Origin of the sequence: Enterobacter oligotrophicus (assembly GCF_009176645.1) — a bacterium.
Classification (GTDB): Bacteria; Pseudomonadota; Gammaproteobacteria; order Enterobacterales; family Enterobacteriaceae; genus Enterobacter; species Enterobacter oligotrophicus.
Window position 1 is genome coordinate 788,756 of sequence record NZ_AP019007.1, and the last position, 14,682, is coordinate 803,437.

The following is a 14,682-nucleotide window of genomic DNA, read 5'->3' on the forward strand; positions in this document are numbered from 1 at the left end:
CCACATTTAGTTTACTAACGAATGCACCCAAGAATTTAATTTATATTTTTCTAATATTCCGGGCGCATACGCTTTAAAAGGTGTTTCTAAAAAACTCGAGTCAAATTTTACATTGTATCGATCAATAATATAAACATTATCAGGATGATATAAATCATAGTTGATAATGTCTTTATTAGTTGTAATCAACTTAATTCCGGACGCAAGAACCTCAAAGGTTCTCATAGTTAATCCATTCTGCTTATCGTGCTCAATGTCTATAACCGCCCTGGATGACGAAAAAATATTTAAAATATCACCAACAGTCAATGACTTGAAATGAAAAGTAAAATCCTTATACTGTGAGAAATTGACATCAGTTAATCGCCTGAACCAATAAATCACTCGACTTTGGATGAAAAGGTAATAAAAGAAATTTTTCTTTTCTCGAACAGAGACATCTTTAAAATATTGGACAATCTTCATTCTTTGGCTGTGTACCGTGCCTATAAAAACAAAATCATAATCACGAGTATTTTTTAAACTTATTTTCCCATACTCATCACAATAAAAAAGTGGCAGAAAATGAAGATTATCAGCTTTATTTGCATCCGCACGGTCGAACGTAAAACACTTATTAAAATATTTTAGAACCGGCTTAATAAGTGGTTTGTTATCTATTGAATCCCACAAATATAATCTGATATCAACATCAGGGGAAACTTTCCTCAAATCCTCAAAAAAGCGTTCATTGAAACCTTCAGGGTTTACAAACAGAATTTTAGAGAAATTACCGTTACTAATAACTTCCAGTATACTGGAATGATGTTGTTTTAATCTGTCCCGAATCAGAAAGTGGAAACCAAGTCGTATTAACGACTTAGTAAGAAAAGAGTTTGAAGGTCTTGTGTCAATGAATGTTACATTCCAACCCTGAACTTCCAGTTCTTTTTGTATTTTTTTCTCATAGCCGAAGAACACTGGAGATATTAAAAGAATATTTTTACAACCTGCTTCAGCCATCAATTAACCTCGAACCCTAATACAGATTTATACGGTAGTAAGTTTTTCTCCACCCCTGTCATATAGACAGCAATGAAATAAAGTGAAAAATATAACACCAGAGCTAACAAAAATACTGTTCGCGTTCTATTATTACCACATAGTCTAACAAGGAGAGGTAATGTGAAAACCTTCGCCAATATAAAGTAATATTCGACACGAAGCATTATCCGTAATTCCAAAGCTATAGTCAGAGTGATGAGGGACAAATAGGTTATATTAAATAACACATTTTCGTTCCGGGTAATGACAACTCTTTTTTTATAGTACATCAAAACTATAATAGGTATGCTCTGGTAAACATAACTAAATATCCCTTTTGTACTTAGAGCATTAAGAAATTCGCCATCTCTAAAATTGGCGTAAGTACCGCCGTACCCTGGAATACTACCTATTACCATAAGTAGGCTATTTTTAATAAATGGAACTTCGAGGCTTAGTGTTGCGCCTAAAACAACAAAATAAATAAAGAAACTGCGCCTAATACTCAGGTTTGTTTTGATTACGAAATATAACGGAATTAGAATAAGAGCAGATTTATGGAATAAAAAACCTAAAAAGTTAAAAGCGGAATATCTAAAAAATTGCTGCCGAGTTAAATATACAATCGACAGATAGAAAAGAGCAACCGCCATATTTTGCCGTAGATAATTAAAACCGCCTTCAATTAATCCGTAAGGCATAATTATAAAGATCAACAAATTTAATACGGATAAATTCCTATAGCGGAGGAAAACGCGATAGATGCAATATATATATACAGATGTCAGAAAAAAATAAAATGCTGAAAATGGCAGATCATTTGTCCTGAACAAAAAACCTAACTGACGGAACAGGAATTCTTGAAGGAAAAAATTCTCATTTAAAGAATCATACATAAACTTATATGATTCATAATCTGGCCCCACACTGGCACTAAACGAAACAATGAACCAAATAATCAAAAATGAAAAAGAAACTAATAAGCGTTCAAATTTTTGAAAGACAGGCACTGTTGCTGCCAAAAGTAATAAAACTATGAGCAAACTAATTGCTATATAAATAATCATGCAGCAACCCTTTTATTTCTAATTAACTTTAAAACGTAACATCTTAGCTTTGGATCGCTTAACACAAATATCAGACTTGTAGCACAATAAATACCACATTTAATTAAAAATGAGTGCTCGTGGAAATAAACAGCTATAAAAACACAGAGTAAAACGCGAATGACTTCTAATGGGCCTGCAACGAGTTTCAGTACCGGTCCCTTAAACAGAATGAACAAGAATGCCATTAGCTTTGACATAAATAGCCCAGCACCAAGTGCAAGTGCAGCGCCAGTCAAGCCATACAGAGGTATGAGTATATAGCATAATACTATATTAATCACTGCGCTTAAAATAAGAAATGCGAAGTTATATTTTGCATATCCATTCATCGTCATCCATTCACTTACTGCCCCCCAACAACTAATAAGGATATAAGAAACAGACACCAATAAAAATGCAAAATCTCCTCGTATATACTCTTTACCAAATAAAGACAATATTTCTTGACTGAATGTAATGAAAAATACACCACCTAGGGTGGTAAGCGTCATGGCTAATGAGAAATTTAAGCGGTATGAAGTGTGCTTTTCCGTATGGTTGAAATATTGATACAACCGAGGCTCGAATGACTTTGATAATGCTATATAAGGGAACAAACAAACAATAGCTAAAGAAGTGACGATATCATAAATTGCAACATTCACAACAGTTGATAGTTTTCCGAGTATCAAAACATCTATTTTTCCTGCGATAGCGAGCATTATAGAGTTTACACCCAAGCTCAGAGCGTAACCAAATCGTGTGAAAAAGCTCTTTATGCCCGGAGCACTCCACTTTACAGTATAAAACAGGTAGTACAATAAGATCCCCAAAAGGAGAATCTGTGACAAAATCATACTCCATGCCAAACCAGCAAAGCCATTAAAACCTAAAACAATAAATACGAGTAAAAACGGGAATCGTAGCAATCGTTGCAAGAGGTTAGATAAAATAAAGCTGGAATTAACAAAACCTTTAACCCTTACAACTGGTGTTAAAAGATTATATGCTGCCCACAAAGGGATCATTAATAATGATAAATGATAACTTCCTTTACTAACCTGGTTACTCAATAAAACCCTGATAAAAAAATCATCAAATATGTACAGAACAATACAGCCAGCAATTATCAAGAGGAGGCCACTCATAACCTCTTCGAAGATAACACTATCTTTTTTTTCTTTTTGATAAAAATATAAAACAGAACTATCTCGCCCTAACATCAGGGCCAGAACAAGGATAGAAATTAGAGCGAAGGTTAATCGAAACTCTCCGTAAACATGTTCGCTTACATTGTTTGTTATATATATTGTGGTCAGGAACATAATAACATTTCCGACAAGATTAGTTCCTAATCCGACCACAACGTTATTAAGTTTCTCGATTTTCTCAAGCAAATTTTTTCCTGAACTCATGGATCATCTCAATTAATAGGTCTTCAACTTTTCGCGGAGAGAAATCTAGTGACTTATATTTTTCAATATTAATTACAGGGAAGATGTCTTCGCTATTAACTGGGTGCCAAATAGAAACACATTGAGTATGAGACTCAATAATTTCAACAAGTTTTTTGGCACTAACATTTTCTCCAGACGCAATATTAAACGTGCCAGTGATATGTTTCTGAACTGAATTAACTATAAATTCAACCACATCATCAATGTAGACATAATCCTTTTCATAATTTGGTGAAACGAAAAGATTTATCTCACCTTTTGTTACCGCATCACGGACTAACGATGGCAGAAAAAGGGGACTATTGAATGCTTTGCCATACACATTAGAAGGCCTGATTATCAAAAACGGCTTACTCTGCGCCGCAACAACACTCTCACCCAATAACTTAACCTGATTAAATAAGCAACGTTTATCATTAAATGATAAACGCAAAGCAGCCGTTTCTTCAGAATTATCATTGTCAAGGTAAACACGCGTAGAAGACAAATATACTATCTGAACATAATCTGCTGTGTTAACAATATTACGCAAAGCATCAACGTGAGAATAGATAACATCTTCCGTTCGCCTACAGTCACCCACACCGCAACAATAAACTACTGTACCGAGAGATTGACCGGTAAAATTTTGACACCGCCAGTCTCCTTTCTGAACAGAATATCCAGCTTTTTCAAATCCGGAATATACCGCTGTACCGATAAAACCGCCAGCCCCAAATATGGTGATCTTTTTATTATTCATTTAATGAACCTTACCAGAAAGTAAACTTAAAACTGGCTAATTGCCTGAATATTATTTCCCAGGTATTGATTACAATTCATGCTCAACCATTCGCAGCAAATAAGCACCGTAATCATTTTTACCTAATGGCTTAGCCAAAGCGCGAACCTGCTCGGCTGTAATAAATCCTTTTCGGTAGGCAATTTCTTCTGGACAAGAAACCTTGAGTCCCTGACGTGTTTCCAGTGTTCTGATGAAATTACTCGCTTCAATCAGACTCTCATGAGTACCTGTATCCAGCCATGCATATCCTCGCCCCATAAGTGCGACTGATAATTCATCCTGCTGCATATACAGATTATTAATATCCGTAATTTCCAGCTCTCCACGTGCGGATGGCTTTAATTTTTTAGCCATTTCGATCACCTGGCGATCGTAAAAATAGAGACCTGTTGCTGCATAATTACTTTTAGGCTTTACTGGTTTCTCTTCAAGAGAGATCACCTTTCCCTGTTTATCAAACTCGATAACACCATAGCGCTCAGGATCAGTCACATGATAGGCAAAAACAGTCGCCCCTGACTGACGTTGCATTGCGATTTCTAATTCTTTTGGTAAATCATGGCCATAGAAAATATTATCGCCTAAAATCAAAGCACAGCAATCATCGCCAATAAATTCTTCACCTATAATAAATGCCTGGGCAAGGCCATCCGGGTTATCCTGAACTTTATACTGGAGATTAATTCCCCACTTGCTTCCATCCCCCAACAGCTGTTGGAAGCGTGGGGTTTCAAGAGGAGTGCTAATAATTAGTATATCGCGAATGCCTGCAAGCATTAAAGTGGATAGCGGATAATAAATCATCGGCTTGTCGTACACAGGTAATAACTGCTTGCTAACAGCCATAGTAACTGGATATAAACGCGTTCCTGACCCACCCGCGAGAATGATACCTTTCCGATTTCCCATTTTCATATTCACTTAATCCGATAAATTGATGTTTAAATAACGTTAAATATGTGCTTATCTATTATCATAATTTTCTTTAACCCAATTGAGATATGCACCATTTTTAATGTTATTTACCCAATGCTGGTTGCTTAAATACCATTCAACAGTTTTACGTATCCCACTCTCAAATGTTTCTTCCGGCTTCCAGCCCAATTCCATACCGATTTTACGTGCGTCAATAGCATAACGGCGGTCGTGGCCTGGACGGTCAGCAACATACGTAATTTGGTCACGATAAGAGCCGTCTTTCGGTACGATTTCATCCAGAAGATCGCAGATGGTATGCACCACGTCCAGATTCTGCTTCTCATTGTGCCCACCGATGTTATACGTTTCACCTGGTTTACCTCTGGTGACCACGGTATAAAGCGCTCGGGCATGATCTTCAACATACAACCAATCGCGGATTTGATCGCCTTTACCATAAATCGGCAGCGCCTTACCCTCCAGCGCATTGAGGATCACAAGCGGGATTAATTTTTCCGGGAAGTGGTATGGGCCGTAGTTATTTGAACAGTTAGTTACAATGGTAGGAAAACCGTAAGTACGCAGCCATGCGCGGACAAGATGATCGCTTGATGCCTTGGAAGCGGAATAAGGGCTACTTGGAGCATATGCTGTTGTTTCGGTAAATAGCGGTAAGCCTGTAGATGCAGGACTCTCGTCCGGATGCGGCAGGTCCCCATATACCTCATCAGTCGAAATGTGGTGAAAGCGAAACGCAGCTTTTTCATCATCACTGAGCGAAGCCCAGTAGCCGCGAGCAGCTTCCAACAGAACATAAGTCCCAACAATATTAGTTTCAATAAATGCCGCTGGACCTGTGATTGAGCGATCAACGTGGCTCTCAGCTGCAAGGTGCATAACCGCATCAGGCTTATGCGCAGCGAAAATGCGATCCATCGCAGATTTGTCACAGATATCGGCTTGTTCGAATGAATAACGTGCGTTACCGCTAACTTCAGCAAGCGATTCCAGGTTACCGGCATAAGTCAATTTATCAACATTGACGACCTCATCCTGGGTATTGTTAATAATATGTCGTACCACCGCCGAACCGATAAAACCGGCACCGCCCGTAACAAGAATTTTCACGTGATCTATTCCGTCGTTAGGATATTTCGAGATATTGAAGAAGTAACACTCAGAGAAAGCTCAATAAGCACATAAAATAGGCACGCTACCGCCCCTGGCTTAACAGTTACCAGAGCACTGAGTGGAGTCTAAATAAGGTTTTTGCTGCGGTATGATTTCTGACAGAAACCGCCAGTGTGCAACCACAAAATTTGCTGTTAATTGTCATCCTAAATGGCGACAGACACAAGCACAAATCGTTACAAACCGGTCCAAAACACAGCCAGATAACCCTTTGTTATCTCAGGAATTAATAACAAAAAGCGGCAGTCATCATTCAGGTATGCTGTTACCTAACCAGAATGATCACTGCCGCTTATTCAAATCGATGGAGAAAGATCAGTCGTTAGACAGTAACTTCTCAATCCGGTCCCGGAACTTCGCCCCTTCCTTCAGGTTACGCAGCCCATAGTTCACAAATGCCTGCATATAACCCATTTTCTTACCACAATCGTAGCTGTCGCCCGTCATCAGCATTGCATCAACGGACTGTTTCTTCGCCAACGCTGCAATCGCATCGGTCAACTGAATACGTCCCCAGGCACCTGGCTCGGTTTTTTCCAGCTCGGCCCAGATATCCGCGTTCAGGACATAGCGACCAACCGCCATTAGATCGGAATCCAGCGTTTGTGGCTGATCCGGCTTTTCAATGAACTCAACGATACGGCTCACCTGCCCTTCCGTCTCCAGCGCCTCTTTGGTCTGGATAACGGAGTATTCTGACAGATCACCTTTCATGCGCTTGGCCAGTACCTGGCTACGGCCCGTTTCACTGAAACGCGCAACCATTGCCGCCAGGTTATAGCGCAGCGGATCGGCTGAGGCGGTATCAATGATGATATCCGGCAGCACGACGATGAACGGGTTATCACCCACAACCGGGCGAGCGCACAGTATGGAGTGTCCCAATCCCAGCGGCTGCGCCTGACGTACGTTCATGATGGTGACGCCAGGTGGACAAATGGACTGAACCTCAGCCAGAAGCTGACGTTTAACGCGCTGTTCAAGCAACGCTTCGAGTTCATAAGAGGTGTCGAAGTGGTTCTCTACCGCATTCTTGGAAGAGTGCGTCACCAGAACGATTTCTTTGATCCCTGCAGCAACAATCTCGTCGACGATGTATTGAATCATCGGCTTGTCGACAATCGGCAGCATCTCTTTAGGAATTGCCTTTGTGGCTGGCAGCATATGCATGCCCAGACCCGCTACCGGAATGACTGCTTTCAAATTAATCATTATATCTTCCACCTTAAAATGGTTGACGAATTATAGCTTTTAAACCTGTTTTCGCCAGCATGATTTGCCGTAATTCTGATGTGATGTTACGTTACCGCATCACAAATTACAGTAGTTGTAATCTGAATAGATCGCGATTCTGTTCCAGGAATAGTCGCAAAATGACCAACTCAGTTATCTGTGAGGCAGCGCAAAATTCAGCCGTTCCGTATTCACCACCTGCTGATCCACCCGGTCAATATCCACCGAACTTTGCCCCTTCTCATTTACCGCCTTAATGTTTGCCAGCGACAGCAGTGTCTCATCTTTAGCCATGAACTTACCGCGAACGTCCTTACGCAAATCGAAATTCATTTTCAGTGCAGGTCCAGTCGCCGCCTCCTGCATCACATTAATATTTCTTAAGAAAAGATGCTGGGGCTTGTTATGCAGCTCAAGCGTTGCGCGCTGCATCTCGACGTTGGTGATGGCGACAAACGAGGTGGCATTGCCGGATGAAATCTGTATTCCGCGTAATTTATATGCAAGCTGCCGGTTATCCAGGCGAATATCGTTGAGTTTGAAGTTCTGGGGAATCGACAGATAGTCCCCTTTAATCACGCCGTAGCCAATTAACATTCCGGCACTATTGACCATATCGACATTATCAATGACGAAATTATCACAGCCGTAAATCGCTACCGTCGCGTTGTCTATTCCCGCCTTCTTACTGAAGTCTGGTGTGATATTTTTGGCCTTTATATTACGAATAATAAAGTGTTTGCCGTTTTCAACATGGACTAACTGGCGACAGTTGCTGCCCGTAATATTCGCCACCACGAAGTTCTTTACCGTCTGTTTTTCCGGGTAGTCATTGTCGTAGGTACTCCCAGCAAGACCAATACCAATGCCCCAGTTGATCTTGCCGTTGGTGCAGTTAATGTTGTCGATCGCATGGTCAGAAATCAGAATATTGCGGTCATTGATCGCCACGTTCCACTCAATCGCATCGCCCTGCAGGTGGCTGAATTTACTGTTGGTGATACGCGCGCCGTCCACCTGGTTATGAAATCCCTGACGCAGGATGGCGTAGTTAGCCTGAGACACAGTGATGTTATCGATAAGCAGGTTCCGCATCACTCTGGGCTTCTTGCCGCCGATATAGATTTGTGTGACAGGGCCGAAGCCGCTCATCGCCAGTCCTTTAATCACGCAACCGGAACCGCGAACATCCAGCGTAATATTGTGTGTGCGCCCTTCTCCCTCACCGATGACTTTGCTGCCTTCCTGCAGCACAAACCGCCCGCGTCCGTTGCCTTTCAATGCACCACGGACCAGCAATGTTTTGCCATCGGGGATAAAAATCCCCGTATTGATGTTTTCACAGGTGAGTCCGGCAGGGACAACGACAGTATCACCTTCGCTAAACGCCTGCTTAAAGGCGGCGATCCAGTCGTTATTGTTGTAGTGGTTCACAGAAACCGTCTTGCCGGTCGTCGCCCGTGCAACGCGGGACGACAACAGAGGCATGGCTGCCAGGACGGATAAAGAAGAGACAAAACGGCGTCGGGTAATCTTTTTGAGCATACAACCTCGGCGTTACAACGTTTGCAGCAGGCTTGCTAACTGGCGATTAATCACCTGCTGGTTAAAATCTGCCTCGACTTTTTGTCGGGCATTGCGCAGCACAGGGGCCAGCGCCTGCTGGTCGATATCACTGAATGCCGCCAGACGATCGGCCAGCGCCAGGGCATTGTTTTCAGGCACCAGCCAGCCGGAATAGTCAGATTTGATCAGTTCCGGGATACCGCTGTGTAACGTGGACACCACTGGAATGCCCACCGCCATCGCCTCCATCAGCGCCACCGGAATGCCTTCCATATCGCCATCCGCACCGGTCACGGACGGCAGCAGGAAGACGTCCGCTTCATCGAGCATCGCCTTCACTTCATGGCTCGGCTTGAAGCCAGGCATTTCCACAACGTCGTCCAGTTGATACTGCTCAATAAGCGTGCGCAGGCGGCGCTCCCAGGGCCCTATCCCCAGAATGCGATAGTGGAAATCAACGCCGCGCGCTTTTAACTGACGGCAGGCTTCAATAGCCACATGCAGCCCTTTCTTTTCCGTCAGGCGCGCCACAGAGATGATCTGCAAAGGCTTTCCTGGGGCCTTTACCGGGCGCAGCGTGAAGCGCTCCATATCAACCCCCATCCGCGAGACGGTAATTTTTTCACTCGGACACCCCATCGTTTTCAGGCGTCCGGCCCACAGTTCGCTAATCGGCAGCATCATGTCGCCGCGACGGAAAAGCTGCTGATACTCCGGCGTGTAGTGGTTCAACACTTCACGGCTGGAGATATCAATGCCGTGGAAAATAGTCGCAATCTTCCCCTCAATCACGCCCAATTCACGTAACTTTGCTGCCGTTACGCCCGCCGGACCAAAATGCGCGATAAACACATCAGCGCGATACGGCTGAGCGGTCTGGCCGCAAATGGCGGAGAGGATCAGGTTGCGGGATTCCGCGCCGTAGCGGGACACATTCAGCGCCCGCCACGTTGCTGCGCGGTGAAGCCCGCGCAATGTCTGGCTGGCACGGTAGCGCAGTTTGTTCATCCGTCCGCCAGGCTCATCCTGCAGCCAGCGGGTTTTCGCTTCCAGCCCATACTGGGTATACGCCGCATGGGTGTTTTGCGTATCGCCCTTCTGCAGGGCGATAATCTCCACGTCATATCCCATATCGATAAACGCGGTGATTTGGTTCAGCACAAAGGTTTCTGACGACAGCGGAAATTTCAGTAAGAAGAAACCAACCTTCATTTCCCCTCCCCGACGCGATCGAGTACCGATTTCACCATGCCGATGCCTTTTTCGCGCTCGGCCTTCACCGCCACGGCCAGGCGTTCGTTAATGGCAGGCAGTTGTCCGAGCGTGTCGCCCACCATCGCCCCCAGAGAACCATCCAGCAGATGACGGATATCAACGGCCATTTCCGGCATACCAAGCTGCTGCATAATGCCCGCAGACTTATGCTCATAGTTAATCGCAATGGCTGGCGTGCCGAAGTTCATCGAGATAATGGCCGAGTGCAGACGCGTGCCGACGGTCAGGTCACAGGCGGAGAGCAGTTTGCCCATCTCAAGGTCGTTCAGTTCGTCCATCACCACGTGATAACGGGACGGATCGTTAACCAAATTGCGCAGGTTGAGCGCCACCATGCGGTCATCTTTGTTGTAGCTATCGATACCGGTACAGGTTGAGAGCGCCAGCACCTGGTAACCGCTGTCCAGCACGCGGTTCACCACGTCGGCGAACGCTTTCTCATAGGCCGCCTGCGTGGTGCCGAGACGTTTATCAAATGGCGCAAGCTCGCGCAGGGTAATGGCGACGGTTTTCTGTTTTGCCGCCACGTTCAGCCAGTGCTGCACCGCATAGCTCGGCTGGAAATGCTCTTCCTGGTGATCCACCAGCCAGGCGGTATCCACGCCGTGTTCCACTTTTGACGTGTCGATTTCGCTGCGCTTCATCAGATCAAGGCTCACGGATTCACGCAGGATCAGCGCATCACAATGACCAAATACGTAGTTCGCCAGTTGGTTAAACTGCGGGTCCTGGAATGGCCCCACGCTGTGACCAATCATAAACAGCGGTTTTTTCGCCATAAAGGTGCAGAGCGCATGCTCAAATTGCGGCACGCCATAGAGATCGACGAAGAACGAGCCGCCGACCTGAATAATGGCGTCATACCCCGACAACAGACGAACAAAATCAGTAAAGCCCTGGGCAATCGCGATGTTACGCAGCTTGCCGGTATCGGTCACACGGGAAAGCAGCACCTGGTGCTGGTAGCGACGACGCAACACTTTCTTCACGCGCCCCATCACGCCCGCGGCATTGTTGTGCTGTTTCATCTGGCTGTAGAGCGGGTCGCCCATCACCGGGCGGTTCAGTAACCAGGATGAGCTGACCGGGTAACGGCTCATCACATCCACTTCTGTCTCAGGCTCAAGGGTGTTAATTGCATCCAGTAAACCGCGCAGAATGGCACTGTCGCCACGGTTGCCGCAGGTATGGTTGCCAAGAATTAATAATTTCATAATGGCCTCTTAAATAACTAGCCTGCGCGAAGCAGCGTTTTCATTTTTTCGTTACGGCAAAACTGGCGCTTCATCTCCACCACCAGCGCATTGCGAGACAGCACAATCATCACGCCGAACGCCAGCGCGCCAGCGGCAACCTGCACCGCCAGCAGCGCGGCCAGCGGCAGATGCCCGCTGAGGATAATGCCCAGACCGTAGCTCACCGCCAGGGTCGGCAACGAGAGATAGAACGGCAGCCACAGGCTCAGGATGTACTGCCGATAGCTGGAGCCCAGCACCGGCTTGATCATCACGAAGTAGCTCAATACGGTGTTGATGATCTGCACCAGCAGGAAGCCGAGCGTCACGCCGATTGCCCCCGCCATATGCCCCCCGACGATAATCGCCGGAATAAACAGGAAGGTTTTGAACACATTGAATTTGAAGCTGATATCGACGCGAGCTTTTGCCATCAGCAGGGAACCAATCGGGTTACCCACGGAGCGCAGCAGCCCCACCACGCACAGCAGTTGCAGGATTGGCACAATGCTGTCCCATTTCTCACCGAACACCAGCGGCACAAAGTTACTGGAAACCACCATCAGTCCCAGCAGCACCGGGAAGTTGATGATGCCCACCACGGAGAGCAGCTTGTAGAAGTTAACGCGCAGCTTCTCGGTGTCGTCCTGGATCTTGGCGAAGGCCGGGAACAGCACGCGGGTGATAATCGGGTTCAGCTTCATCGGCGGCACGACCGCGACGTTATAGGCCAGGTTGTAGCCCCCCGCGACGCTCGCCCCCAGAATGCGCGCCAGCACCAGCGTCGAGAGGTTGGTATTGACGTAGTTAATAATGCTGTCGGCGGTCAGCCACGCGCCAAAACGCAGGTTGGATGAGACGGACGCCAGCGAGAAGTGCAGCCCCGGACGGTAAATCTTGCGGCCAAAATAGCCGAACAGCAGCGTGCGCACAGCAGAGTTCACCAGATAACCGAGGATGGCGGTCATCGCCAGCGGCCAGAAATGGGCGCTGACCACGGTGAAGGTAAAGCCAGCCAGTACCGCGCTGGTCTCAATCATGCCGATCTTGTTGAACTCCAGCTCTTTTTGCATCAGCGCGCGGAACTGTTGCCCATGCGGGATCACGACAAAGGCAAACGACAGCGTGCGCATAAGCGGCGCGAGATCCGGATTATGCAACACGCTGGCGATGGTGTCGCTCAGCAGAAACACCAGCACAAACACGAAGATGCCTAACCCGACGTTCAGCCAGTAGAGCGTGGTCAGCTCCAGATGGCTGATCTCTTTACGCTGGATAATTGAGTTGGCAATACCAAAGTCAGACAGCGTATCGGCCAGCGCGATAATCACCAGCGAAACGGTCAGCAGACCGAACTGGTGGTTATCGATAATGCGCGCCAGCACCGTCATCTGCACCAGACCGAGGCCAATGATGACGATGGTCGCCATCGCTGACCACTTCGCGCCGCTGATGGTTTTTTCACGTAAGCTCATCTTAGTACGCCGCTTTGTTCACGAAGCCTTTGAAAATGGTCAGAAAAACAATCTTGATATCGAACCAGAGGCTCCACTCGCGGATGTACTCCAGGTCGAACTCAATACGTTTTTCCATTTTTTCCAGCGTGTCGGTCTCGCCGCGCCAGCCGTTAATCTGCGCCCAGCCGGTAATCCCAGGCTTCACTTTATGGCGCAACATGTAGCCTTCAATCAGCGAGCGATACTGCTCGTTATGCGCGACGGCGTGTGGACGTGGCCCGACAATCGACATTCCACCGGTGAACACGTTAATGAACTGCGGCAGCTCATCGAGCGAAGTTCGGCGCAGGAAGTTGCCCACACGGGTTACACGCGGATCGTTCTGCGTCGCCTGAGTCACCACCTTGTCGTTTTCCATTACCTTCATGGAGCGGAATTTCCACACCATAATCGGCTTGCCATCCATGCCGTAGCGGGTCTGGCGGAAGATAACCGGGCCGGGAGAGCTGATTTTCACCGCCAGTGCAATGCAGCACAGCACCGGGGAGATCAGCAGCAGGATCAGAGAGGAGAGCACAATATCTTCGCCGCGTTTCAGCAGGCGGTTGATACCCGACAACGGCGTGTCATACAGCGGCACAACGGGGACACCGTTCACTTCTTCAATACGTGAATGAAGAATATTAAAGGTAAAGACATCCGGAATGAGGATCACCGAGCAGGTGGTGTCCGCCAGTTCGCGCATCAGTTTTTTGATGCGGGATTCATCCTTCATCTGCATGGCGATATAGACGTTGTGAATTTTTCCGGCTTTCGCGTCGTCAATCAACTGCTCGTAGTTACCCGCCCAGTCTGAAGGCACGCCGCCTGGCTTCGCATCGTGGTAGATACCCACCACTTCAAAACCCAGCCACGGCTCTTTACGGAAGCTGTCGAGCAACACCTGCCCGACCGGCAAATCACCTGCCACGGCGACGAAGCGGCGGTTATAACCGCGATTACGCAGCCAGCCAGCACCAAAGCGAATCAGGGAGCGACACACCACCATGCCGACACTGGTCAACAGATACCAGCACAGGTAGGTCACGAGGCGGTTATCAAAATCATGGCTAAACGCCACCAGCCCGGCGCTGAAAATCAGGCTTAAGGTCCAGTTTTGCAGGAGAAGCATCAGCTCGGTGGTGATTTTTACGCCGCGCCATGAGCGGTAAAAATCCGTCATCCCGCCGATCATCTGAAACACCACCAACGCTATCAACGCCATCAGCAGATGCATGTACAAGAATGATTGCCCGCTGATCCGACACACCGCCCACAATCCGCCGACCATGATGGTGATATCAGAAAAACGCTGCACCATAGAGATTAACGATGCATTCGTTCTCGCTCGCTCGCGCTTTTTTAGATTCGTCATCGTTGTTCCTGTTTTCGGTTCCCCCCTCCCAACGGGAGGGG

12 protein-coding genes are annotated in these 14,682 nt (G+C 46.6%); all 12 read right to left on the minus strand.

Annotated features, from left to right (window positions below; genetic code table 11):
- Positions 1-6: 6 nt before the first annotated feature.
- The gene (locus EoCCA6_RS03815) at positions 7-1,002 is read right to left on the minus strand and encodes a WaaS/CpsH family glycosyltransferase (protein WP_152081542.1); all 996 of its coding nucleotides are present in this window, start codon (positions 1,000-1,002) and stop codon (positions 7-9) included.
- Positions 1,002-2,090, minus strand: a complete 1,089-nt coding sequence (locus EoCCA6_RS03820) for an EpsG family protein (protein WP_152081543.1) — start codon at positions 2,088-2,090, stop codon at positions 1,002-1,004. Before EoCCA6_RS03820 ends, EoCCA6_RS03815 begins: the two co-directional genes overlap by 1 nt.
- Positions 2,087-3,526, minus strand: a complete 1,440-nt coding sequence (locus tag EoCCA6_RS03825) for a lipopolysaccharide biosynthesis protein (protein WP_152081544.1) — start codon at positions 3,524-3,526, stop codon at positions 2,087-2,089. The genes EoCCA6_RS03820 and EoCCA6_RS03825 overlap by 4 nt, the downstream gene beginning before the upstream one ends.
- Complete coding sequence (locus EoCCA6_RS03830; protein WP_152081545.1) at positions 3,501-4,310, minus strand: NAD-dependent epimerase/dehydratase family protein; 810 nt, start codon at positions 4,308-4,310, stop codon at positions 3,501-3,503. Before EoCCA6_RS03830 ends, EoCCA6_RS03825 begins: the two co-directional genes overlap by 26 nt.
- A 69-nt stretch (positions 4,311-4,379) precedes the next feature.
- Positions 4,380-5,261, minus strand: coding sequence for a glucose-1-phosphate thymidylyltransferase RfbA (gene rfbA / locus EoCCA6_RS03835; RefSeq protein WP_152084394.1), 882 nt, complete (start codon positions 5,259-5,261; stop codon positions 4,380-4,382).
- Positions 5,262-5,315: 54 nt separating this feature from the next.
- Positions 5,316-6,398: a dTDP-glucose 4,6-dehydratase gene (gene rfbB / locus EoCCA6_RS03840; protein WP_152081546.1), complete on the minus strand. Its 1,083-nt coding sequence runs from the start codon at positions 6,396-6,398 to the stop codon at positions 5,316-5,318.
- Positions 6,399-6,776: 378 nt separating this feature from the next.
- Positions 6,777-7,673: a GalU regulator GalF gene (gene galF / locus EoCCA6_RS03845; protein WP_152081547.1), complete on the minus strand. Its 897-nt coding sequence runs from the start codon at positions 7,671-7,673 to the stop codon at positions 6,777-6,779.
- Between the two features lie 174 nt (positions 7,674-7,847).
- Positions 7,848-9,239, minus strand: a complete 1,392-nt coding sequence (wcaM, locus tag EoCCA6_RS03850) for a colanic acid biosynthesis protein WcaM (RefSeq protein ID WP_152081548.1) — start codon at positions 9,237-9,239, stop codon at positions 7,848-7,850.
- 12 nt (positions 9,240-9,251) lie between these two features.
- The gene (gene wcaL, locus EoCCA6_RS03855; RefSeq protein ID WP_152081549.1) at positions 9,252-10,472 is read right to left on the minus strand and encodes a colanic acid biosynthesis glycosyltransferase WcaL; all 1,221 of its coding nucleotides are present in this window, start codon (positions 10,470-10,472) and stop codon (positions 9,252-9,254) included.
- Positions 10,469-11,749 carry a colanic acid biosynthesis pyruvyl transferase WcaK gene (wcaK, locus tag EoCCA6_RS03860; RefSeq protein WP_152081550.1) on the minus strand — a complete coding sequence of 427 codons (1,281 nt, stop codon included), beginning with the start codon at positions 11,747-11,749 and terminating at the stop codon, positions 10,469-10,471. The genes wcaL and wcaK overlap by 4 nt, the downstream gene beginning before the upstream one ends.
- A 17-nt stretch (positions 11,750-11,766) precedes the next feature.
- Positions 11,767-13,245: a colanic acid undecaprenyl disphosphate flippase WzxC gene (wzxC, locus tag EoCCA6_RS03865; protein ID WP_152081551.1), complete on the minus strand. Its 1,479-nt coding sequence runs from the start codon at positions 13,243-13,245 to the stop codon at positions 11,767-11,769.
- 1 nt (position 13,246) lies between these two features.
- Positions 13,247-14,641, minus strand: a complete 1,395-nt coding sequence (gene wcaJ / locus EoCCA6_RS03870; RefSeq protein WP_152081552.1) for an undecaprenyl-phosphate glucose phosphotransferase — start codon at positions 14,639-14,641, stop codon at positions 13,247-13,249.
- Positions 14,642-14,682 lie beyond the last annotated feature (41 nt).

Coding starts and splice junctions, on each gene's coding strand:
- EoCCA6_RS03815 (WP_152081542.1), bottom strand. CDS start 1,002: ATGGCTGAAGCAGGTTGTAAAAATATTCTTTTAATATCTCCAGTGTTC.
- EoCCA6_RS03820 (WP_152081543.1), bottom strand. CDS start 2,090: ATGATTATTTATATAGCAATTAGTTTGCTCATAGTTTTATTACTTTTG.
- EoCCA6_RS03825 (WP_152081544.1), bottom strand. CDS start 3,526: ATGAGTTCAGGAAAAAATTTGCTTGAGAAAATCGAGAAACTTAATAAC.
- EoCCA6_RS03830 (WP_152081545.1), bottom strand. CDS start 4,310: ATGAATAATAAAAAGATCACCATATTTGGGGCTGGCGGTTTTATCGGT.
- rfbA (WP_152084394.1), bottom strand. CDS start 5,261: ATGGGAAATCGGAAAGGTATCATTCTCGCGGGTGGGTCAGGAACGCGT.
- galF (WP_152081547.1), bottom strand. CDS start 7,673: ATGATTAATTTGAAAGCAGTCATTCCGGTAGCGGGTCTGGGCATGCAT.
- wcaM (WP_152081548.1), bottom strand. CDS start 9,239: ATGCTCAAAAAGATTACCCGACGCCGTTTTGTCTCTTCTTTATCCGTC.
- wcaL (WP_152081549.1), bottom strand. CDS start 10,472: ATGAAGGTTGGTTTCTTCTTACTGAAATTTCCGCTGTCGTCAGAAACC.
- wcaK (WP_152081550.1), bottom strand. CDS start 11,749: ATGAAATTATTAATTCTTGGCAACCATACCTGCGGCAACCGTGGCGAC.
- wzxC (WP_152081551.1), bottom strand. CDS start 13,245: ATGAGCTTACGTGAAAAAACCATCAGCGGCGCGAAGTGGTCAGCGATG.
- wcaJ (WP_152081552.1), bottom strand. CDS start 14,641: ATGACGAATCTAAAAAAGCGCGAGCGAGCGAGAACGAATGCATCGTTA.